At 72.8% G+C, this 21,208-nt stretch carries 18 protein-coding genes; 7 read left to right on the top strand and 11 right to left on the bottom strand.

The genetic code is table 11. The annotated features are described in order from the left end of the window. Nucleotides 1–142: 142 nt before the first annotated feature. The 3 genes from B0675_RS10190 to B0675_RS10180 all read left to right on the top strand — a co-directional run bounded on the left by B0675_RS10190 (nt 143) and on the right by B0675_RS10180 (nt 3,147). A complete protein-coding gene (locus B0675_RS10190; RefSeq protein ID WP_081218497.1) occupies nt 143–1,498 on the top strand; it encodes an aspartate aminotransferase family protein in 1,356 nt (451 codons plus the stop codon). Between the two features lie 191 nt (nt 1,499–1,689). After that, entirely contained in the window at nt 1,690–2,385 is a 696-nt protein-coding gene (locus B0675_RS10185; RefSeq protein ID WP_081218496.1) for a GntR family transcriptional regulator, read from the top strand. 111 nt (nt 2,386–2,496) lie between these two features. Then, entirely contained in the window at nt 2,497–3,147 is a 651-nt protein-coding gene (locus B0675_RS10180; protein WP_081218495.1) for a hypothetical protein, read from the top strand. A 185-nt stretch (nt 3,148–3,332) separates the two neighbouring features. On the opposite strand, the gene B0675_RS10175 is transcribed toward B0675_RS10180, so the two are convergent. Beyond that, entirely contained in the window at nt 3,333–5,150 is a 1,818-nt protein-coding gene (locus B0675_RS10175; protein WP_081218494.1) for a 5'-nucleotidase C-terminal domain-containing protein, read from the bottom strand. Between the two features lie 277 nt (nt 5,151–5,427). Continuing rightward, nucleotides 5,428–6,711: an adenylosuccinate synthase gene (locus tag B0675_RS10170; protein ID WP_081218493.1), complete on the bottom strand. Its 1,284-nt coding sequence runs from the start codon at nt 6,709–6,711 to the stop codon at nt 5,428–5,430. Between the two features lie 200 nt (nt 6,712–6,911). On the opposite strand from B0675_RS10170, the gene B0675_RS10165 reads away from it, so the two are divergent. Then, a complete protein-coding gene (locus B0675_RS10165; RefSeq protein ID WP_107482598.1) occupies nt 6,912–7,772 on the top strand; it encodes a diacylglycerol kinase family protein in 861 nt (286 codons plus the stop codon). A 39-nt stretch (nt 7,773–7,811) separates the two neighbouring features. Here the strand turns inward: B0675_RS10165 and B0675_RS10160 are convergent, their stop codons facing one another. After that, nucleotides 7,812–8,309 (bottom strand): MarR family transcriptional regulator, encoded by a 498-nt coding sequence (locus B0675_RS10160; protein WP_081218491.1) that lies wholly within the window; start codon nt 8,307–8,309, stop codon nt 7,812–7,814. Between the two features lie 102 nt (nt 8,310–8,411). On the opposite strand from B0675_RS10160, the gene B0675_RS10155 reads away from it, so the two are divergent. Beyond that, entirely contained in the window at nt 8,412–9,452 is a 1,041-nt protein-coding gene (locus B0675_RS10155) for an ABC transporter ATP-binding protein (RefSeq protein WP_081218490.1), read from the top strand. Next, the gene (locus B0675_RS10150; protein WP_081218489.1) at nt 9,449–11,071 is read left to right on the top strand and encodes an ABC transporter permease; all 1,623 of its coding nucleotides are present in this window, start codon (nt 9,449–9,451) and stop codon (nt 11,069–11,071) included. The genes B0675_RS10155 and B0675_RS10150 overlap by 4 nt, the downstream gene beginning before the upstream one ends. Nucleotides 11,072–11,219: 148 nt before the next feature. On the opposite strand, the gene B0675_RS10145 is transcribed toward B0675_RS10150, so the two are convergent. The 4 genes from B0675_RS10145 to B0675_RS10130 all read right to left on the bottom strand — a co-directional run bounded on the left by B0675_RS10145 (nt 11,220) and on the right by B0675_RS10130 (nt 15,728). Further along, the gene (locus B0675_RS10145; RefSeq protein ID WP_081218488.1) at nt 11,220–12,461 is read right to left on the bottom strand and encodes a cytochrome P450; all 1,242 of its coding nucleotides are present in this window, start codon (nt 12,459–12,461) and stop codon (nt 11,220–11,222) included. Between the two features lie 95 nt (nt 12,462–12,556). Next, the gene (locus tag B0675_RS10140) at nt 12,557–13,210 is read right to left on the bottom strand and encodes a response regulator transcription factor (RefSeq protein WP_081221702.1); all 654 of its coding nucleotides are present in this window, start codon (nt 13,208–13,210) and stop codon (nt 12,557–12,559) included. A gap of 68 nt (nt 13,211–13,278) precedes the next feature. After that, nucleotides 13,279–14,517 (bottom strand): histidine kinase, encoded by a 1,239-nt coding sequence (locus B0675_RS10135; RefSeq protein WP_081221701.1) that lies wholly within the window; start codon nt 14,515–14,517, stop codon nt 13,279–13,281. A 290-nt stretch (nt 14,518–14,807) separates the two neighbouring features. Further along, entirely contained in the window at nt 14,808–15,728 is a 921-nt protein-coding gene (locus tag B0675_RS10130; RefSeq protein WP_081218487.1) for an alpha/beta hydrolase, read from the bottom strand. A 194-nt stretch (nt 15,729–15,922) separates the two neighbouring features. Here B0675_RS10130 and B0675_RS10125 point away from each other — a divergent pair, with 194 nt between their 5' ends. After that, nucleotides 15,923–16,540 (top strand): TetR/AcrR family transcriptional regulator, encoded by a 618-nt coding sequence (locus tag B0675_RS10125; RefSeq protein ID WP_081218486.1) that lies wholly within the window; start codon nt 15,923–15,925, stop codon nt 16,538–16,540. Between the two features lie 236 nt (nt 16,541–16,776). Here B0675_RS10125 and kynU read toward each other — a convergent pair whose 3' ends face one another. The 4 genes from kynU to B0675_RS10105 all read right to left on the bottom strand — a co-directional run bounded on the left by kynU (nt 16,777) and on the right by B0675_RS10105 (nt 21,133). Further along, nucleotides 16,777–17,985: a kynureninase gene (gene kynU / locus B0675_RS10120; RefSeq protein ID WP_081218485.1), complete on the bottom strand. Its 1,209-nt coding sequence runs from the start codon at nt 17,983–17,985 to the stop codon at nt 16,777–16,779. Further along, a complete protein-coding gene (locus B0675_RS10115; protein ID WP_081218484.1) occupies nt 17,978–18,823 on the bottom strand; it encodes a tryptophan 2,3-dioxygenase family protein in 846 nt (281 codons plus the stop codon). The genes kynU and B0675_RS10115 overlap by 8 nt, the downstream gene beginning before the upstream one ends. 168 nt (nt 18,824–18,991) lie before the next feature. Continuing rightward, entirely contained in the window at nt 18,992–19,405 is a 414-nt protein-coding gene (locus B0675_RS10110) for a DUF3151 domain-containing protein (RefSeq protein ID WP_081218483.1), read from the bottom strand. Nucleotides 19,406–19,510: 105 nt separating this feature from the next. Then, the gene (locus tag B0675_RS10105) at nt 19,511–21,133 is read right to left on the bottom strand and encodes an MFS transporter (protein WP_081218482.1); all 1,623 of its coding nucleotides are present in this window, start codon (nt 21,131–21,133) and stop codon (nt 19,511–19,513) included. Nucleotides 21,134–21,208 lie beyond the last annotated feature (75 nt).

The raw sequence follows: 21,208 nt of genomic DNA, 5'->3' as shown, positions 1-21,208 counted from the left end.
GGATGTTGTCAATGGGGTGGAGCGGGTCGGCCGGACGCGCCCCGGGGGCGGCCGCGAAGCCCGACAGACTGTCGCGGAAAGGCCCCGTCCACAGACAGGACGCCGATATCGCGTCCGGTCCGTGGACATTTACGCTGCGCGCATGACCCCTCAGCCCAACCCCCAGGCCGGCGCCGCAGTGAAGGCCGCGGACCGCGCGCACGTGTTCCACTCCTGGTCAGCGCAGGAGCTCATCGACCCGCTCGCCGTCGCAGGCGCCGAGGGGTCGTACTTCTGGGACTACGAAGGCAAGCGGTATCTGGACTTCACCAGCGGGCTCGTCTTCACCAACATCGGCTACCAGCACCCGAAGGTCGTCGCCGCGATCCAGGAACAGGCCGCGACCCTGTCCACGTTCGCGCCCGCCTTCGCCGTCGAGGCCCGCTCGGAGGCCGCCCGGCTGATCGCCGAGCGGACCCCCGGCGACCTGGACAAGATCTTCTTCACCAACGGTGGCGCGGAGGCCGTCGAGAACGCCACCCGGATGGCCCGGCTGCACACCGGCCGCCCGAAGGTGCTCTCCGCCTACCGCTCGTACCACGGCGCCACCTCCACCGCGATCAACCTCACCGGCGACCCCCGGCGCTGGGCGAACGACAACGGCGCCGCCGGTGTCGTGCGCTTCTGGGCGCCGTTCCTGTACCGCAGCCCCTTCCACTCGGACAGCGAGCGCCAGGAGTGCGAGCGCGCCCTGACGCACCTCGAGGACACGATCGCCTTCGAGGGCCCGGGGACCATAGCGGCCCTCATCCTGGAGACGATCCCGGGCACGGCGGGCATCATGACGCCGCCCGCCGGCTACCTCGCCGGGGTGCGGGAGATCTGCGACCGCTACGGGATCGTCTTCATCCTGGACGAGGTCATGGCCGGGTTCGGGCGCACCGGCAAGTGGTTCGCCGCCGACCACTTCGACGTGACGCCGGACCTGATGACCTTCGCCAAGGGAGTGAACTCCGGCTACGTCCCGCTGGGCGGCGTGGCGATCTCCGCCGAGATCGCCGAGACCTTCGCCAAGCGGCCCTACCCCGGCGGCCTCACCTACTCGGGGCACCCGCTGGCCTGCGCCGCCGCCGTCGCGACGATCAACGTCATGGAGGAGGAGGGCATCGTCGACCAGGCCGCCGCCATCGGCGAGACCGTCATCGGACCGGGCCTGCGCGAGCTGGCGGAACGCCACCCGAGCATCGGCGACGTGCGCGGCACGGGCGTCTTCTGGGCGCTGGAGCTGGTGAAGAGCCGCGAGACCCGCGAGCCGCTGGTCCCGTACAACGCGGCGGGCGAGGCGAACGCGCCGATGGCCGCGTTCGGCGCGGCGGCCAAGGCCCGGGGTCTGTGGCCCTTCATCAACATGAACCGCACGCACGTCGTGCCGCCGTGCAACGTCACCGAGGCCGAGGCCAAGGAAGGGCTCGCGGTGCTGGACGAGGCCCTGTCGGTCGCGGACGAGCACACGGTCTGAGGCCGTAGCGGTCCCCGCCCCCGCCGCCCCCGGCCCACCCCCGTCCTCCCCGGGGACAAGGGGGGGACGGGCGGCGGGGGCCGGTCGCATGGTGCCCCGCTCCGCCACGGCGGCGGGGGAGGGCCCGCCGCGTCCCACCGCGTATGGTGTCCTGCTCGGGGAGACACGCGACGGGGAGTGAGACCACCACCATGGCCGGCACCGGCCGCGCGGGCGGCGTTACCCGCAGCACCCTGCGCCAGCAGATCGCGGACGCGCTCCGCGACGAGGTGCTCGGGGGCCGGCTCCAGCCGGGCCAGGAGTTCACGGTCAAGGAGATCGCCGAGCAGTACGGCGTCTCCGCCACCCCTGTCCGCGAGGCCCTGGTCGATCTGTCGGCCCAGGGCCTGCTGGACGCCGACCAGCACCGCGGCTTCCGCGTCCACGAGTACTCGGCCGCCGACTACCGCGGCATGATCGAGGCGCGCGGCCTGGTCACGGAGGGCATGTTCCAGGCCCTGGTGGCCGGCGGCCTGCGGCAGTTCGACGATCCGCGCGCGGTCGCCCTGCTCGCCGGCGTCCGGCGCCGCGGCGAGGAGGCCCAGCGCGCGGCCTCGGCCGGTGACCTGAACATCCTCATCGGGTACGACCTGCGGTTCTGGCGCGAGCTCAGCAGCCTCTACGGCAACCCCTACCTCGGTGACTTCCTGCACCGGCTGCGGGTCCAGTCCTGGGTCTGCACGGTCCAGCACCTTCGCCACGTCGCGGACCTCAAGGGCCACCTGTGGTCGGCCCACACGGAACTCGTGGACGCCCTCGCCCGCCGCGACCCCGGGACGGCGCGGGCGATCGTGACGGCGTACAACGAGCACGCGCTCGGCCTCGTCGAACACCTCGACGCGGAATGAACCCACGGGTCCGCCGGGTACGGACTTGCGTACGGCCCCCTTCACAGGACCGCCACGCGCACTACGCTGCCCTGACCACCGTGCACACCAAGGAGCAAGAGGAGCCGTCTGTTGGCCTGTGACCTGTGGTTGGTCCCGCTCGTCGACGTGCTGTGCCACACCCCCGACAACCCCTTCGCCGAGGAACTCGCGCTCTACGACAAGGTGCTCGCCGAGGCCGGACTCCCACCCGTCCCGGTGTACGCGTACATGCCCGGCCTCTCCGGTGACGTCGCCCCGGTCGCCGGATTCGACTACGACGCGCTGCACTTCCTGCGGCGCGCCTACCTCCTCCAGATGTGCGGGCTCGCCGTCACCCCGGTCGACGAACTGGGCGGCGACTACGAGCAGTTGCTGGAGATGTTCGAGACGAACGCCCAGCAGTCCCATCTGGTCTGGCACTACGACCACGCGGGCGCCTACGTCCCGGTCGACTTCCCGCATCCGCTGGCCAACGACGAACTCCTCGCGGGCGGCGGCCCCCTGGGCTCCTCCCACGCCCTGCTGCGCGAGCTGGAGTTCGTGGCCCCCGTCATCGGCATCGACCCGGCGAACCCGCCGGCCCCGCCGCAGCCCCCCAGCGCTCCCACCGAGCTGGAGGAGCCGGCCGCCCCCGCTCCCTACGACGCCAGCCCCTTCGCCCGCGAGCGGCACGTCTGGCTGGGCCTCCACGCGGCGGCGACCCGCAGTCTCGCCCAGGGCTCGATGATCATCTTCAGCTGACCGGGGCTTCCTGGTGCGGTCCTCCGGCGCGTCCGGGCCCGCACCGGGCCCCGCCCCCACACTCACCCGGCGGTCCTGCGCGGACGCGTCGGGACACGACGGGACACGCGAAACCTCACCGCCGCCGCCACCCTCCGGGGAGGAGGAGGGTGGCGGCGACGGAGTGCGGGGGGGCGGACGGGTGGTCAGAAGACCGGGGTGCCGTTCTGGGTCAGTCGCCAGTTGGCGGCGGCGAAGTCCGCCGGGTCCAGGGAGCCCTTGGCCGTCACGTAGTCGATCATCAGCTGGCGGATCTCGTTGGTGGAGCTGTAGGCGATGTCGGCGGCCGCGATGTGCGGGTAGCCGCTGCCGCCGTTGGCCCGGTAGTTGTTCACGGCGACGACGAACACCTGGTCGTCGGCGACCGGAGTGCCCGCGTGGGTGAGGTTCTTGATCCGGGAACCCTCGGGCTGCGCGATGTCGATGTCGTACGAGACGCCCGCCGCCGTGTCGTACATGTAGTCCCAGAAGCTGTTGGCGTTGGTGAGGGTCGCGGTGTCGACCTTCGTGCCGGCCGGGACCTGGTGGTAGTACTTCGCCGCGTACTCCAGGTAGTCCTTGAGCTGCGCGCCCGTGAGCTTCTTGCCGTACAGGGTGTTGTCGTAGATGTAGAGCCCCGCCACGTCGCGGATGGTGACGTCGCCCCGGGGGATGTCGGCGGTGCGGCTGAAGGGCGCGGCGACGGAGATGAGGGGCAGCGCCGCGTCGGCCGTGGACAGCCCGGTGGCGACGGCGGCCGTCTGGACCTGGTGGATGAAGTCCATGACGGGGACGTCCTTCCAGCACGCCTCCGCCGCGGAGAGGTCGGCGGTGCAGGTGCCGACCGGGGTGTTGACGTACCTGACGACCAGGTCGTGGTCGGCCGTCAGGAGCCCGGTGATCTCGGCGTCCTCCTCGACGGTGTTGCTGTTGAGGGTCTGCGCCTTGGTGCTCGTCACCTTCCACTGCCCGCGGACGAGTTCGAGCTCGAAGTCGAAGACGGTCAGCCGCATGCCGTAGCAGTACGGCTCGGAGAGGACGACGTCCTTGCCCGTCTCGGTGTTCGTCACCTTGTAGGAGGAGACCTCCGTGTGGGTGTGGCCGACGAGGATCGCGTCGATGCCGGGGACCTGCTGGGCGACGAGGTTGGAGGCGTTCTCCACGTAGGGCAGCTCGTCACCGTACGACGAACTGCCGTCGAGGCCCGAGTGGTCGGTGAGGAACACGACGTCGCAGCCGAGCGCCCGCATCCGCGGCACGTACTTCTTCGCCTGCTCGACGAGCCCGGTGAACGCCATCTTCCCGGAGACGTTGTCCTTGTCCCACAGGGCGATCCCGGGGTTGGTCAGTCCGAGGACGCCGACCTTGATGTCCGGGGCGCCGGGCACCCGGATCCGCTTCACGGTGTACGGCTGGAACGCCGGCCGCAGGGTCTTCGCGTCCAGCGCGTTGGCGCCGAGCAGCGGGAAGTGGCACTGCTCCTCGAAGCGGCGCAGCGTCTCGATGCCGTAGTTGAACTCGTGGTTGCCGAGCGCGGCGGCGTCGTACCGCATGGCGTTCATCGCGACCGCCATCGGATGCTTGGGCCCCCGCCTGCCGCCGGTGCCGACGATGGGGTCGACGCGCGCGTAGTAGTACGCCAGCGAGGTGCCCTGGATGATGTCGCCGGCGTCGACGAGCAGGACGCGGTCCTCGCCCTTCGCGGCGCGCTGCTGCTTGACCAGGGTCGCGACGCGGGCGACACCGACCGAGTTGCCCTTGCTGTCCTGGTAGGCCGCGTCCGTGTAGTAGTCCCAGTCGAAGACGTGGCTGTGCAGGTCGGTGGTGCCGAGGATCGAGAACGACCAGGTGCGCGGCGGCTTCGGCGGCTTGCGGTGGGCCGCCTGCGCGGGGGTCGCCGCGACCGTGCCCGCGACGGCCACGGCCGCACCGGTGACGGCCGACTTCTTGACGAACTCCCGGCGGTTCAGGGGAGGGACGGGCATGGGGAACACTCCTGGGAGGGGGCGAAGGGGTGGACGTACAGGCCGGACGAGGTTTGCGAGCCGTGCGGGACTACACGCGTAGAGCGTGGTCTCCCACCGGCCCCTCCGGAACCAGGAGCACCCCATCTCCCGGTCAAGTAACGGTCAGTTCACGCCGCCCGCGGTCACCCCGTCCCCCGGCTTCGGGCCGTGTCCAATCCCCCGCCGCGTCCCCGGACACGACAGCGCCCCCGGCCGGAGATCCGGCCGGGGGCGCTGGTCCGCCTGATGTCCCGTACTAGATGAACGAGTTGATCTCGATCGTCTCGTCACGGCCCGGGCCGACGCCGATCGCGGAGATCGGGGCGCCCGACATCTCCTCCAGGGCCCGGACGTACGCCTGGGCGTTCTTCGGGAGGTCGGCGAAGGTCTTCGCCTTGGTGATGTCCTCGGACCAGCCGGGGAGCGTCTCGTAGATCGGCTTCGCGTGGTGGAAGTCGGTCTGCGAGTACGGGAGTTCCTCGACGCGCTTGCCGTCGATCTCGTACGCCACGCAGACCGGGATCTCCTCCCAGCCGGTCAGCACGTCCAGCTTGGTCAGGAAGAAGTCGGTCAGGCCGTTCACGCGGGTCGCGTAGCGGGCGATGACCGCGTCGAACCAGCCGCAGCGCCGGTCGCGGCCGGTCGTCACACCGCGCTCGCCGCCGATGCGGCGCAGCGCCTCGCCGTCCGCGTCGAACAGCTCGGTCGGGAACGGGCCCGAGCCGACCCGGGTCGTGTACGCCTTGAGGATGCCGATGACCCGGCTGATCTTGGTCGGGCCGACGCCGGCGCCGGTGCAGGCGCCGCCCGCGGTCGGGTTCGACGACGTCACGAACGGATACGTGCCGTGGTCGATGTCGAGCAGCGTGCCCTGGCCGCCCTCGAAGAGCACGACCTTGTCCTGCTCCAGCGCCTGGTTCAGCACCAGCACGGTGTCCGCGACGTACGGCTGGAGCCGGTCCGCGTAGGCCAGCAGCTCCTCGACGACCTGGTTCACCTCGATGGCGCGCCGGTTGTAGAGCTTGGTGAGCAGCTGGTTCTTGACCTCCAGCGCCGCCTCGACCTTCTGGATGAGGATCGACTCGTCGTAGAGGTCCTGGATGCGGATGCCGACGCGGTTGATCTTGTCCGCGTAGGTCGGGCCGATGCCGCGCCCGGTGGTGCCGATCTTCCGCTTACCGAGGAAGCGTTCCGTCACCTTGTCCACGGTGACGTTGTACGGCGTGATGATGTGAGCGTTTCCGCTGATCAGGAGCTTGGATGTGTCGACACCGCGCTCGTTCAGTCCGTTCAGCTCGGAGAACAGGACCGACGGGTCGACGACGACTCCGTTGCCGATCACCGGAGTGCACTCCGGCGTGAGGATTCCGGAAGGGAGGAGGTGGAGGGCGTACTTCTGATCGCCCACGACTACCGTATGGCCGGCGTTGTTGCCGCCCTGGTAGCGCACCACATAGTCCACGGATCCACCGAGCAGGTCGGTGGCCTTTCCCTTGCCTTCGTCACCCCACTGAGCACCGAGCAGCACAAGTGCGGGCACAGGCGTACACCCCTTCCGGGCGGGGCATGTCCAAGGTCGGGGACGTACGCGGCTGCTTCTGGACACAGCTGAGTACGCCGGCGACCACCTTTGGCCGCGACCGTCGGACCGGATGCCCCGGAATAGACGAAGCCCCTGGCGCAATAGCGCAAGGGGCTCTTGCACCAAGATGCTACCCGAGGAAGCGAGGCAGGACCGAGGTGGCGGCTTCCGACCAGCTTCTGGTGGTCATCGACCCGGTCGCCCGACGGACGGACGGCGAGTCCGTGCGCATCGCGAAAGACGTGCTCAGCGCGGGTGCGGCGACCAAAGTGTGCCTTCCGGAGGGACCCGAGGAATTCGCCCGGGCACTGATCCGCCGGGGCGCGCGGCGCCCCGTCGTCATCGGGGACGACGGCGCCCTGCTGCGGGCGGTGGCCCTGCTCCACCGGCAGCGGGAGCTGGCCGGGTGCGGCCTGGCGCTGGTGCCCGTGGGCGGCGTGCTGTCGCTGTCCCGGGCACTCGGGGTGCCGACGGGCGCCGTGGCCGCGGCCCGGACGGTTCTCGACGGCGCCGAGCGCCGTCTCGACCTGCTCGTGGACGACAGCGACGGCGTGGTGCTCGGCGCGCTGCGCATCCCGTCCCTGCCCGCCCGGCCGGCCGCCGCGCTGGGCACGGTCCCCGGAGAGGCCGGGGAGCACGGCGCCCACCCCTGGCTGCGCACCTGCCAGTCGCTGGTCCGCACGCTCGCCTCCCGCCCCACCCGGCCGGCCGCCGGCCCCTCCCACGGCCCCTCCCGGCTGCGGATCGAGGTCGACGGCATCTGCGTGGTGGACCTGGACCAGCCCGTGGAGGCCGTGTCGGTGACTCCCGGGGCGTCGGGGACCGGCGCCGAGATCGAGGTCCGTCCCGTGTCCGTGGGCGCCGAGGCCGCCCCGCTCCGGCTGACCGGGCACCGCGTCACGGTCTCCGGCGCCGACTTCCGCTACCGCGCGGACTCCGTGGTGAGCGGCCCGGTGCGGACCCGGACGTGGACGGTCCGGGAGTCCGCCTGGGGGCTGACGCTGCCCACGGTCCGCTGAGGAGCCCCCCGGGCGGACCGCCCGGCAGGACCGGACGCGTCAGGCGTCGCCGTAGAGCTTCTCGCGGTGGGCGCGCCAGCGTTCCATCATCGCGGCGATCTCGCCGTCGACGAACTCGAAGAACGCGAGGGTCTCGGAGAGCCGGCGCCCGGCCGGGCTGGCCGGGCCGAGGCTGTCGACGCCGGAGCGCAGGGCCTGCTCCCAGCGCTTGAGCACCGCGTCCCGGTTGGTCAGCGCCTCGTACCACTGGTTGCTGTGCACGCGGTAGCGCTCGCGGCGTGAGCCGGGTTCCCGCTCGCGCGAGACCATGTGCTGCTGGGCGAGATAGCGCACCGCACCGGAGACAGCGGCCGGGCTGACCTGGAGCTGCTCACCGAGCTCGGCGGAGGTCATCGCGCCCGCGTCGGAGGCCAGCAGGGCCGCGAAGACCCGCGCGGGCATCCGCTGCATCCCGGCCTCGACGAGCTGCGCCGCGAAGCCCTCGACGAACTGCGAGACCGCCTCGGGATCCCGGTCCGTCGTGGTCGGTTCCGCCATCGGTCGATCATCTCCCCTGCTCGCGCGTCACCGCCGAGTGTATCCGGGTTCACACCTTTCCTTAACTTCACAAATTTCTGAAGTAAGCGTACTTTCTGAAACATGACGAAGGCAATCAGCGTCTCCGGGCTCCACAAGGCGTTCGGCGGGACACACGCGCTGGCGGGGCTCGACCTGGACGTCGAAGCCGGTGAGGTGCACGGCTTCCTCGGTCCGAACGGCGCCGGGAAGTCCACCACCATCCGGGTCCTGCTCGGCCTGCTGCGCGCCGACTCGGGCGCGGCGCAGATGCTCGGCATGGACCCCTGGAGCGAAGCGGTCGAGCTGCACCGCCGGGTCGCCTACGTCCCGGGCGACGTGACCCTGTGGCGCAACCTCTCCGGCGGCGAGGTCATCGACCTGTACGGACGGCTGCACGGAGGCAGGCGCGGAGGCCTCGACCCGGCACGGCGGGCCGACCTCGTCGAGCGCTTCGAACTGGACCCCACCAAGAAGGGCCGCGCCTACTCGAAGGGCAACCGCCAGAAGGTCGCCCTCGTCGCCGCGTTCGCCTCCGACGTCGACGTGCTCCTCCTCGACGAACCCACCTCGGGCCTCGACCCGCTGATGGAGGAGGTCTTCCGCCGGTGCGTCCAGGAGGAGCGCGCCCGGGGCCGCACCGTCCTGCTGTCCTCGCACATCCTCAGCGAGGTCGAGGAACTCTGCGACCGCGTCAGCATCATCCGGGCCGGCAGGACCGTGGAGAGCGGCTCCCTGGCGGAACTGCGGCACCTGACCCGCACCAGCGTCACGGCCGAACTCACCGGTCCGCCGGTCGCGTTGGCGGGGCTGCCCGGAGTGCACGGCCTCGACGTCCAGGACACCGGGCCACTGCCCGACGGCGTCCACAGCCGGGTCCGGCTCCAGGTCGACACCGAGCGGCTGAACGCCGTGCTGCGCTCACTCACCGACTCCGGCGTACGGTCGCTGACCTCCGCCCCGCCGACCCTGGAGGAGCTGTTCCTGCGGCACTACCAGGACGACGGAGCGGGCGACGGCTCGACCGACCGACCGGACGAGGGAGCGGACGGAGGCCCGGACGCGAGCGGGACCGGGGGCCGACGGGCCGCGGACCGGGGCGCGTCCGAAGGGGCGGCACGATGAACGCGACGACCGCGACGACCGCCGGAGCCTTCGCCGCCCGTGGCGGCGGTGCGCGTCCGCTGGCCGGCACCGGCACGCTGCTGCGGCTCGCGCTGCGCCGCGACCGCGTGACCCTGCCCGTGTGGATCGGTGTGACCGGCCTGCTGGTGCTCTCGCTGCCCGGCTCGCTGAAGAGCGTGTACGCCACCCCGGCCGAACGGGCCGACGTGGCACGGCAGATGCTCACCAACAGCTCCCTGCGCGCCACCTACGGACCGGTGTTCGCGGACTCCCTCGGCGGGCTCACCGCCTGGCGCGTCGGCTGCTTCGCCGGTGTGCTCGCCGCCGTCATGAGTCTGATCGTCGTCGTCCGTCACACCCGCGACGAGGAGGAGAGCGGACGGCAGGAACTCGTCTCGGCCGCGATGGTCGGGCGGCGCGCCCCGCTGACCGCGGCGCTGCTCGCGGCACTGGTCGCCAACGGTGTCCTCGCGCTGCTCGTCGCGGCCGGCCTCTCCGGTCAGGGCCGGGCCGGCGCGCTGGCGCTCGGACTGACCGTCGGCGGGGTCGGCATGGTCTTCGCGACCGCGGCGGCCGTCGTCGCCCAGTTCACCGAGAGCGCCCGGCTCGCCAGGGGCCTGACCGGCGCGCTGCTCGGCGCCGCGTTCGTCCTCAGGGCGGCGGGCGACGCGGCGAGCGACGACGGCTCCTCCGTGCTGACGTGGATCTCGCCGGTCGGCTGGCTGGAGAACACCCGCGCCTTCGCGGACGAGCGGTGGTGGGTGCTCGCGCTGTTCGCCGCCGCCGTCGCCGCACAGGGCGTCGTCGCCTACGCGCTCGCCGGTCGCCGTGACGTCGGCATGAGCTTCCTGCCCACCCGTCCCGGCCCCGCGACCGGCCGCCTCGGCACGGCCGGAGCCCTGGCCTGGCGCCTGCAACGCGGGGCCGTGCTCGGCTGGAGCCTCGGCTTCCTCGCCGCGGGCGCCGCCTTCGGAGCCATCACCCGGGGCGCCGCCGACCTGGTCGGCGACAACGCCGCGACCCGCGCCGTCATCGAACGGATGGGCGGCCGGAACGGCATCACCGACGCCTTCCTCGCCACCATGGTGAACCTGCTGGGCATGGTCGCCGCCCTGTTCGTCGTCTCCTCCGTGCTCCGGCTGCACGGCGAGGAGACCTCGCAGCGCGCCGAACCCCTGCTCGCGGCGGCGGTCGGCCGGCTGCGCTGGGCCGCCGGCCACCTCGTCCCCGCTTTCGGCGGCACGGTCCTCGTCATGCTGCTCGGCGGACTGGGTCTCGGCGCCGGCCACGGAGCGGAGCTCGGTCCGGTCCTCGGCGCCTGCCTGGTCCAGATCCCGGCCGTCTGGACGCTCGGCGGCCTCGCCGTCCTCCTGTACGGCCTCTCCCCCCGGCTCGCGCCCGGTGCCTGGGCGGCGGCCGGCCTCGCCCTGCTGCTCGGCTGGATCGGCCCCGCCCTGGACGTGCCCCGGGCCGTCCTGGAGCTGTCCCCCTTCGGCCACCTCCCGAAGCTGCCGGGCGACGCCATGGCGTGGCCCCCGGTCCTCGCCCTCACCGGTCTCGCGGCGGTCCTGACGGCTGCCGGTCTGGTGGCCCTGCGGCGGAGGGACCTGACGACGTGACGTGATCACGCGGAGCACGGTGAGGCACGCCCTGGTGAGGCGCGCCCCGGCCATGCGCGGGCCGCCGGCACGGGCCCGTCTCGGACCTCGCTCTTCGGGCGCGACTCGGACCTCGGGTCCCGGTCCGGACCTCGGGCCCAGGGCCGGCTCAGACCTCGACCTTCAGGCCCTCCAGGCCGCGGATCACGAAGCCCGGCTTGCGGACCGGCTCCTCGGTCAGCCGGAGCCCGGGAGCCCTGGTCAGCAGCGCGCTCATGGACGCGGCCAGCTCGATGCGGGCCAGCGGGGCGCCGATGCAGTAGTGGATGCCGGCGCTGAAGGAGATGTGCGGGTTCTCCGCCCGCGACAGGTCCAGCGTGTCCGGGGACGCGAACACCTCGGCGTCACGGTTCGCCGAACCGAAGAGCATCGCGATCTCCGCGCCCCGCGGCACCGTCGTCCCGTCGATCTCGATGTCGTCGAGGACCCACCGCTCGAACAGCTGGAGCGGGGTGTCGTAGCGCAGCAGTTCCTCGACCGCCGACGGGATCAGCGTGTGGTCCGCCCGCAGATCGGCCAGCTGCGCGGGGTGCCGGAACAGGTTCCACCAGCCGGTGACCGTGGAGTTGACCGTCGCCTCGTGCCCCGCGTTCAGCAGCAGGACGCAGGTGGAGATCATCTCCTGCTCGGTGAGCCGGTCGCCCGCGTCGTGCGCCGCGATCAACCCCGAGATCAGGTCGTCCGCCGGCTCCTTGCGCCGGGCCTCGATCAGCACGCGCAGATACTCGGTGAACTCCACCGACGCGCGGACCGCCCGCGCCGCGACCTCCTCGGACGGGTTCAGCTCGTACATCCCGCAGATGTCCGCCGACCAGGGCCGCAGCGGCGCGCGGTCGGACTCCGGGATGCCCAGCATCTCCGCGATCACGGCCACCGGCAGCGGCTCCGCCACGTCGGTCAGCAGGTCGCCGCCGCCGGCCTCCACCAGCCGGCCGACCAGCTCCCCGGCCAGCCCCTCCACGTACGGCTTCAGCCGCTCCACCGTGCGCGGGGTGAACGCCTTCGACACCAGCCGGCGGATCCGGGTGTGGTCCGGGGGCTCCAGGTCCAGCATCCCGTGGTCGTTGAGCACGTGGAACGGCTCCTGCTCCGGCGGCGGTGGCGTCCGGCCGAAGTCCTCGTGCGTGAACCGGTGCTGGTAGGTCCGGCCGAGCCTGCGGTCGCGCAGCAGCGCCGACACGTCCGCGTGACGCGGCACCAGCCACTGGTTCGTCGGCTCGTAGTGGTGCACCCGGCCCCGTGCGCGCAGTTCCTCGTACGCCGGGTACGGATCCGCCACGAACGCCGGGTCCCACGGGTCGAAGGCCCCCGGGGCCGGGGTCTGCGCGGCGGACGTCTCCAAAGCTGCCATGACCGGACGCTAGCCCGAGGAGACCCCCGCTGAACAGGGGTGACCCGGGGCGAGGTGCCCCGGGGCGGGGCAGGGAGGGAACGGACCGGAGGGCATCAGCGCGGGGTGACCAGACGGGCCTCGTACGCGAACACCGCCGCCTGCGTACGGTCCCGCAGACCCAGCTTCACCAGGATGCGGCTCACATGGGTCTTGATCGTCGACTCCGCCACGACGAGCCGCGCGGCGATCTCCGCGTTCGACAGACCCTGCGCGATCAGCACCAGCACCTCCGTCTCCCGGTCGGTCAGGTCCCCGTACGCCGCGTGCGCCGTCGCCGACATCCGGGGCGTGTCCGCGAGCTTGGAGAACTCCGTGATCAGCCGCCGGGTGACCGAGGGAGCCAGCAGCGCCTCACCCGCGGCCACCACCCTCACCCCGTCCGCGAGTTGCCGGGCCGAGGCGTCCTTCAGCAGGAAGCCGGAGGCTCCCGCGCGCAGCGCCTGGTACACGTACTCGTCGAGGTCGAACGTCGTCAGCACGAGCACCTTCGCGGTACCGTCCGCGGCGACGATCTCCCGGGTCGCCTCGATGCCGTTCATCTCCGGCATGCGGATGTCCATCAGGACGACGTCCGGGGCCAGTTCGCGGACCCGGTCCACCGCCTCGCGGCCGTTGACCGCCTCCCCGACCACCTCGATGTCCGGCATCGCGCCGAGCAGCACCGAGAAGCCCTCACGGACCATCATCTGGTCGTCCGCGATCAGCACCCGGATCGGACCGGCCTCCGTGCCACCGTTCGTGCCGCCGTTCGTGGCCCCGCCGAACGTGTCCCGTGTCATCCCGTCTCCTCCGCCGACGGCACCGGCAGGAACACCGCCACCTCGTAGCCCCCGTCGTCCGTCACCCCCGCCGTCATCTCGCCGTCCAGCATCGTGACCCGCTCGCGCATGCCGGTGATGCCGTGCCCCGCGCCGTGCGAGGACTTCGCCGACGCCGTCACCGGCGCGGGACCGTTGACTATCCGCAGGCCGAGCCCGCCGAGGACGTAACCGATCTCCACCCGGGCCGACGCTCCCGGCGCGTGCCGCAGGGCGTTGCTCAGCGCCTCCTGCACGATCCGGTACGCCGACAGCTCGACCCCCTGCGGCAGTTCGCGCACCGCTCCGGTGACCGCCTTCTCCACGGTCAGGCCCGCCTCCCGCACATTGGCGAGGAGCGCGTCCAGGTCGGCGAGCGTGGGCTGCGGGGCGTCCGGGGCCTCGTAGTCCTCGGCGCGCACCACGCCCAGCACCCGGCGCAGCTCGGTGAGCGCGGCGACGGCGTTCTCGCGGATCGTGACGAAGGCCTGCTCCAGCTCGGGCGGCGGATTCTGCACCCGGTAGGGAGCCGCTTCCGCCTGGATGGCGACCACCGACATGTGGTGCGCGACGACGTCGTGCAGCTCGCGGGCGATCGTCGTGCGCTCCTCCAGCAGGGTGCGCCGGGAGCGCTCCTGCGCCGTCTCCGACTGGTGCGCGGTCACCTCCTCGTCCGCCGCACGGCGGACGGTGCGGACCGTGACGACCAGCAGGGCCAGCGCGGAGACGAACAGCAGCGGGAACGTGTTGGAGCCGTAGTAGCCGCCGCCGAACAGGGCCTCCGAGAACATGCTGAACGCCGCCGTCAGCAGCCACATCCACGCGGCGACGCGGGGGCGGCTGCGCAGCGCCACGACGGTCATCACCGTCACCTGGGCGACGAAACTGCCCGGGGCCCACGGCCAGTCGCCCGAGGCGCCGCCGAACACGGCGACGACCGGGGCCGCCGCCATCGAGAACCAGAACGCCGCGACCGGGCGGATCAGCGTGGCCAGTACCGGCAGCAGGGCGAGGAGGCCGCACAGCAGGGGCCCGAAGCCGGCGTCGCCGTCGGCGGCGGTGTAGCCCGCCGCCATCGCGATCAGACCGGCGGCCACCACGGTCGCGTGCGGGGTCCAGGAGGCGTACGCGCGCAGGGTGCCGGAGAGACGGCGGGTGAGGGGGCCGTCCGTGCGCATCGGGGGCAGCGGACGGTAGGCGAAGACGTCACGGAACATGTCCTGCCGCAGGTCCGCGACGAGGCGGTACTCCGGGCCGGGGTGGCTGGTGTCGGTCACGTTCAGAACGGTAGGCGGCGGCCGCGCCGCGGTCGTCACCTCCGAGGAGGGTCCTTCGGGGTCCGTCTCAGGTACTACAGGTACGACAGGGTGCGGGATCAGCCCCTCCGGCGTTTGAGGGGCGGGATCCGGGGCGGAGCACCGGGGGACGGGAAGGGCAGGGGCGGAGGGGGCGATGAAGGGTTGTACCCGGCCGGGTGGAGGCAGAGAGGGCCGGACAACCGGGCCGGCTACCAGGCCAGTTGGGCGATCTCCTCGGCGACCACCGCGCAGGCGTCCGCCGCCGGGTCGATGAGAGGGAAGTGGCCGACGCCCTCCAGGAGCGTCAGACCGACCACCTCACCCGCCTTCGCCGCCGCATCGGCGTACGCCTCGGCGACCGCCTGCGGCACCACGACGTCGTTCCGCCCCTGGACCAGGGTGGTGGCGATCCCGGTGGGCAGCAGCCGGACGGGGTCGGCGTACGGCAGACGCTCGTCGAATCCGGCCTCCCCACCGAGCAGCTGCCGCGCGGCCCCACCGCAGACACCCAGCTTCTCCGCGACCTCGAAGTCCGCGATCGGGGCGAGCGCCACGACCCCGCGCAACGGCGCGGGACGCTCGGTGCGCCAGGGGGCGTCGGCGGGCAGCAGGTGACGCGCCGCGGCCCACAGCGCGAGGTGTCCGCCCGCCGAGTGCCCGACGACCACGATGCGGCGGGGATCGGCCCCGGGCACCGCCTCGCGCACCAGCGCGGGCAGCGCGTCCAGCGCGCCGGCCACGTCGTCGAAGGTTTCGGGCCAGCGTCCGGCGACCGGACCCGCGGGGTCCACCGGCCCGCCCTGCGCGGGGATCGGACCACCCGACGCCTGCGCCGGAGCCTCGCCCCGGCGGTACTCGACGTTCGCCACGGCGAAACCCCGCCGGGTCAGGAAGTCCGCGAACGGGGTGACATGCCGGCGGTCGTACGGGGCCCGCCACGCGCCGCCGTGCAGGACGACCACGAGCGGCGTGGGGATCGCCGGGTCGGGATCGCGCGGGGCGTAGAAGTCGATCACCTGGTCGGGGTGGTCGCCGTACGCCACCGTGACGTCGGGGTCCACGGCCGGGTGGGAGAAGGCCGACGCCTCTTCGGCGTCGGAGCCGTCCTGGGGTGCGGCGTCGTCCTGCATGCTCCAACCTCTCAGCGGTGAAACGGATTTGGCGGACCAGGGAAGAATTCGGCCGTTGGCCGGGACGGTATCAGGCCGGTGACGTGCGTCGACACGGGGTTGTCACGCTCGGTGAGGGTCAAACGGTTCTGCCGTTTCGTTACGCTGGCGGTCCGCGACCCCGCCGCCGCCCTTGATCCGCGAAGGAGACCGACATGTCCGCCGAGTCCGCCGAGCCCGGCACCGTACGTCCCGGCGGGCGTACCGCACGTGTCCGCGCGGCCGTCCTGCGGGCCGCGGGCGACGTGCTCGCCGAGGAGGGTTTCGCCCACCTCGACCTCGCCGACGTCGCCCGGCGGGCCGAGGTCGGCAAGACGACCGTCTACCGCCGGTGGGGCTCCGTGACGGCTCTGGTCGCCGACCTGCTCGGCGACATGGCCGAGCAGTCGCTCCCCCGCGCGGACACCGGCAGCGTGCTCGGCGACCTGCGCGCCAACGCCGACCTCGTACGGCGGACGCTCGCCGACCCCCGGCAGGGAGCCCTGTTCCGTGCGGTGATCGCCGCCGGGGCCTGCGACGCGCGGACGGCGGAGGCATTGCGCCGTTTCTACGCGGTGCGGGTCGCCGAGTGGGCACCCTGCGTCGAACAGGGCGTCTCCCGCGGGGAGTTGCCGGTGGGGACGGACGCGGGGGCGGTCGTGCGGGCCGTTTCGGCGCCGCTGTACTACGGATTGCTCACCGGCGGTGCGGTGCCGAGTGCCGCCGATGCCGAGCTGGCCGCGTCCGCCGCGGTGGCCGCCGCGGTGGCGGGGGTGTTCGTCGTCGCCGGGTGAACCCCCGTGACCCCTGGATGGCCGGGTGGCGCTGGGCGGCCGGGGTGGTCCCGGTGACCCTGGGCACCGATGACGACCCTGGGTGCCGATGACGACCCTGGGTGCCGATGACGACCCTGGGTGCCGATGGTCCCGCACGGCGGTGGGGCGGACGGGGCTCTCGCCCCCGCCGCCCCTGCCCTTCCCGTCCCCCGGGGCTCCGCACCGGACCCCGCCCCTCAGACGCCGGAGGGGGCTCAAACCTCCTGGCCCAGCACCTCCGCCAGCACGCGTGCCGCTCGTTCCGTCTCCTTGAAGCCGACGTACAGCGGGGTGAAGCCGAACCGGAGGATGTCCGGGTGGCGGAAGTCGCCCACGACGCCCCGGTCGATCAGCCGCTTCATGACCGGGCCCGCGTCCGCACAGCGCAGGGCCACCTGACTGCCCCGTTCCGCGGCGGCTGCCGGGGTCACGGACTCGACGCGGCCCTCCGGCACGTACGCCTCGACACACTCCAGGAAGAAGTCCGTCAGGGCGAGGGACTTGGCGCGGACGGAGTCGATCGGGACGCCGTCCCAGACCTCCAGGGCCGCTTCGAGAGCCAGCATCGAGAGGATGTCCGGGGTGCCGACCCGGCCCCGCAGCGCACCCGGCGCGGGCTCGTAGGACGGGCTCATGCCGAACGGTTCGGCGTGCGAGTTCCAGCCGGGCAGCGGCGAGTCGAAGCGGTCCTGGAGGTCGGAGCGCACGTACAGGTACGCGGGCGAACCGGGGCCGCCGTTCAGGTACTTGTAGGTGCAGCCGATCGCCAGGTCCACGCCGTGCTCGTCGAGGCCGACGGGCAGGGCGCCCGCGCTGTGGCACAGGTCCCACACCACCAGCGCGCCCGCCGCGTGGATCGCGGCGGTCAGGGCGGGGAGGTCGTACTGCCGGCCCGTGCGGTAGTCGACGTGGTTGAGCAGGACGGCCGCCGTGCGCGGGCCGAGCGCCGAGGGCACCTCGGCCGGATCGACCGGGCGCAGTTCACAGCCGGTCAGGCGGGCGGCCGAGGCCGCGATGTACCCGTCGGTCGGGAACGTCGTCGCGTCGACCAGGATCTCGTCCCGCCCCTCGGGAGCGAGCCGTACCGCTCCCACCAGGGCCTTGAAGACGTTGACGCTGGTCGAGTCGCCGACCACGATCTGGCCGGGGGCGGCGCCGACGAGCGGGGCGATCCGGTCGCCGATCCGCTCGGGCGCGGTCCACCACCCGCTCTCCTCCCAGGAGCGGATGCGGAGTTCGCCCCACTGACGGCGGACGACGTCCTCGACCCGGCCGGGGACGTCGACCGGCAGCGCGCCGAGCGAGTTCCCGTCCAGGTACACCACGTCGTCGAGCACGAACCGCTCACGCAGCTTGCCGAGTTCGTCGGCGGCGTCGAGCTCCGCAGCCCGCTCGGCCAGGGACTCGGGGGCTCGCTCAGACATGGGACCTCGCTGTCCACAGCTCGGGGAACACGTTCTTCTGCGCGCGCTTCTCCAGCCAGGCAACCCCGGCGGAGCCGCCTGTGCCGGTCTTCGAGCCCATCGCACGGCGCGTGGCGACGAGGTGGTCGTTGCGCCATCGCCACACCAGCTCGGCGACATCGGTCAACGCCTCGCCGAGACGGGCCAGTTCGTCGCTGTCGTCACCGGCGTACAGCGCGGTCCAGACGGCCTCCACCTCGCGGGCGGGCTCGTACCGCCGGGACACGTCGCGCTCCAGCACGGCGGCCGGGATCGGGTGGCCGCGGCGGGCGAGGAGCCGCAGCACCTCGTCGTAGAGGCTCGGCTCGTGCAGGGCCTTCTCCAGCTCGGCGTGCACGCGCGGCGCGCCCCGGTGCGGGACGAGCATCGACGCGGACTTCTCGCCGAGCAGGAACTCCATCCGCCGGTACATCGCGGACTGGAAGCCCGAGCCCTCGCCGAGAGCCGAGCGGTAGGAGTTGAACTGGGCCGGGGTCAGCTGTCCGAGCGGCCGCCACGAGGCGTTCAGCGCCTCCAGCTCCCGTACGGAACGCTTCAGCGCGGCCACCGCGACGGGGATGTCGTCCGAGCGCAGGGCGCGCGCCGCCGTCTCCCACTCGTGGACGATGACCGTGAACCACAGCTCCATGACCTGGGTCGTCACCAGGAAGACCATCTCTCCGGGGTCGTCGGAGAGAGTGTGCTGGAGGTGGGTGAGCACGTCGGCCTGTACGTAGTCCTCGTACGGCGTCGTGCCCTGGAAGTCGAGATGCGGGGTCTCGGGCTCCTGAGCCTGCGGGGGCTGAGCCTGGTGGGACATCGCTGTCTCCTGCGTTGTGCTCCGGGTAGCGGTCCGCCCCTGCCGTTACCGACACGGGGGCCCCGGTCCCCACCGGGCATCCTCCACAATCGTCCCCCGAAACCGCAAGGTCCGCCTGGTCACACCAGGCGGACCCGCATCAGGACCCCCGACGGACGGGGTCCGGTACTAGCCCAGCGTCTGGGCCGCCGTCGGCGAGGAGTCCTTCAGGAACTGGCTGCAGCGCTCGTACTCCTCCTGCTCGCCGATCGCCTGCGCGGCGCGGGCGAGGGCGTGCAGGGCGCGCAGGAAGCCGCGGTTCGGCTCGTGGTCCCACGGCACCGGGCCGTGGCCCTTCCATCCGCTGCGGCGCAGCGAGTCCAGACCGCGGTGGTAGCCCGTACGGGCGTAGGCGTACGACTCGACGACGCTGCCCCGCTCGAACGCCTCGTCGGCGAGCTGCGCCCAGGCGAGTGAGGAGGTGGGGTACTTGGCGGCGACGTCGGCGGGGGCCGTGCCGTTCGCGAGGAGCTCACGCGGCTCCGGGTCGTCGGGGAGATAGGTCGGGGGCGGTCCCCCGAGGAGGTTCTCGTGAATCGTCATGGGTTCCAGTCTGGCGCATCCCGCACCCGGCCCACCGCCCGGCGGAGCGGCGGCGGCACCTTTCCGTGCGGGGCAGGCCCGGAGGGCGCCCGCGGGCCCGGACGGTCAGGGGGTCAGGCCCGGGCCGGGAGTGTCCGGGCCCGCCGGGCGTGCGGGGCCTGCGGGCCCCAGGGTGCCGTGGCTGGTACGGCGGGGTTCCAGCGGCGGCGCCAGGATCGAGCCGTGGGTCCGGCACTCGGGGCGCCGGCAGTCCGGGGCGGGACGGCGCACCGTCGTGAACGCGAGCACCGCGCCGACCACCAGTACGCCCGCGCACAGCGGCATCGCCCGCCGGAACGCCGCGTCGAAGGCGTCCGCCGAGCGGTACGCCTCCGAGCCCATCCCGGTGAGCACGGGCAGCGCGGCCACGGCGACGAGACCGGCGGCACGGGCCGCCGCGTTGTTGATGCCGCTCGCCAGCCCCGCCCGCCCGGTGTCCACCGAGGCCAGCACGGTCGAGGTCAGCGGCGCGACCAGGGTGACCATGCCGAGGCCCATCACCACCAGCGCGGGCAGCACGTCCGCGACGTACGAGGCGCCCTCGCCGACCCGCAGCATCAGCAGCATGGCCGTCGCGCACAGCAGGGGGCCGACCGTGAGCGGGATGCGCGGCCCGATCCGCTGGGCGAGCTCGCCGGAGCGGGCGGAGAACAGCAGCATCAGGGCGGTGGTGGGCAGCAGCGCGGTACCGGCTTCGAGCGCGGAATACCCCGCCACCACCTGGAGCTGGAGCGCGGTCAGGAAGAAGAATCCGCCGAAGGCCGCGTAGACGCACAGGGTCACCAGGTTCACGGCCGTGAACTGGCGGGACGCGAAGATGTCCGGCGGCATCATCGGGTCGGGCCGCCGCCGCTCGACCCGCACGAAGGCCACGCCCGCCGCCACACCGGCGACCGCCGTCACCGGTACGAGCACGGACCCGCTCCGGGCCTCGATCAGGGCGTAGGTCACCAGGGCGAGGGCCGCCGCGCCGAGGACCGCCCCGAGGACGTCGAAGCGGCGGTGTACTGCGGCTTCCCCGCTCCCGGCCTTCCCCGCGTCGGAGGTGCCGTCGAAGGTGCCGGAGGACTCCGGGACGTGCCGCAGGGCGACGGGCACGCAGACCAGCGCGGCGGGGATGTTCAGCAGGAACACCCAGCGCCAGCCCGGCCCGTCCACCAGCCAGCCGCCGAGGAACGGTCCGACGGCGGCCCCGACGCCGCCGAAGCCCGACCACAGGCCGACGGCCCGGGCCCGGTCGGCGGGGTGGAAGGAGGCCTGGATGATCGCCAGCGAACCGGGCGTGAGCAGCGCCCCGCCGACGCCCTGGAGCACGCGGGCGGCGATGAGGATGCCGACGTTGGGGGCGAGCCCGCACATCAGCGACGCGGCGGCGAACCACACCACGCCGACGACGAAGATCCTCCGGCGCCCGAAGCGGTCGCCGAGCGAGCCGCCGAGCAGGATCAGCCCGGCCAGCGAGAGCATGTAGCCGTTGACGGTCCACTGGAGCGCGGCGAGGCTCGCGTCCAGGTCACGGCCGATGGCCGGCAGGGCGACGTTGACGACCGTCGAGTCCAGCAGGGCCATGCTGGACCCGAGGACCGTCGTCAGCAGGACCCACTTCCCCGCCGGGGAGGAGATCCGCAGGGCAGGTCCGACGGCGGTGTCGGGTCCGTCGTCCGATGCGTCCCGCTCGGGCACAGCCATACCCCGGAGCATACGGAAGGGCCCGGCACCGCGTGGGGTGCCGGGCCCTTCCGTGTGCGCCGAGCGGGCGCGCCC

The sequence above is a fragment of the Streptomyces sp. M41(2017) genome (genome assembly GCF_002078175.1).
Classification (GTDB): domain Bacteria; phylum Actinomycetota; class Actinomycetes; order Streptomycetales; family Streptomycetaceae; genus Streptomyces.
Note: the sequence above shows the minus strand (reverse complement) of the source record. Positions and strands in the feature narration are given on the sequence as shown.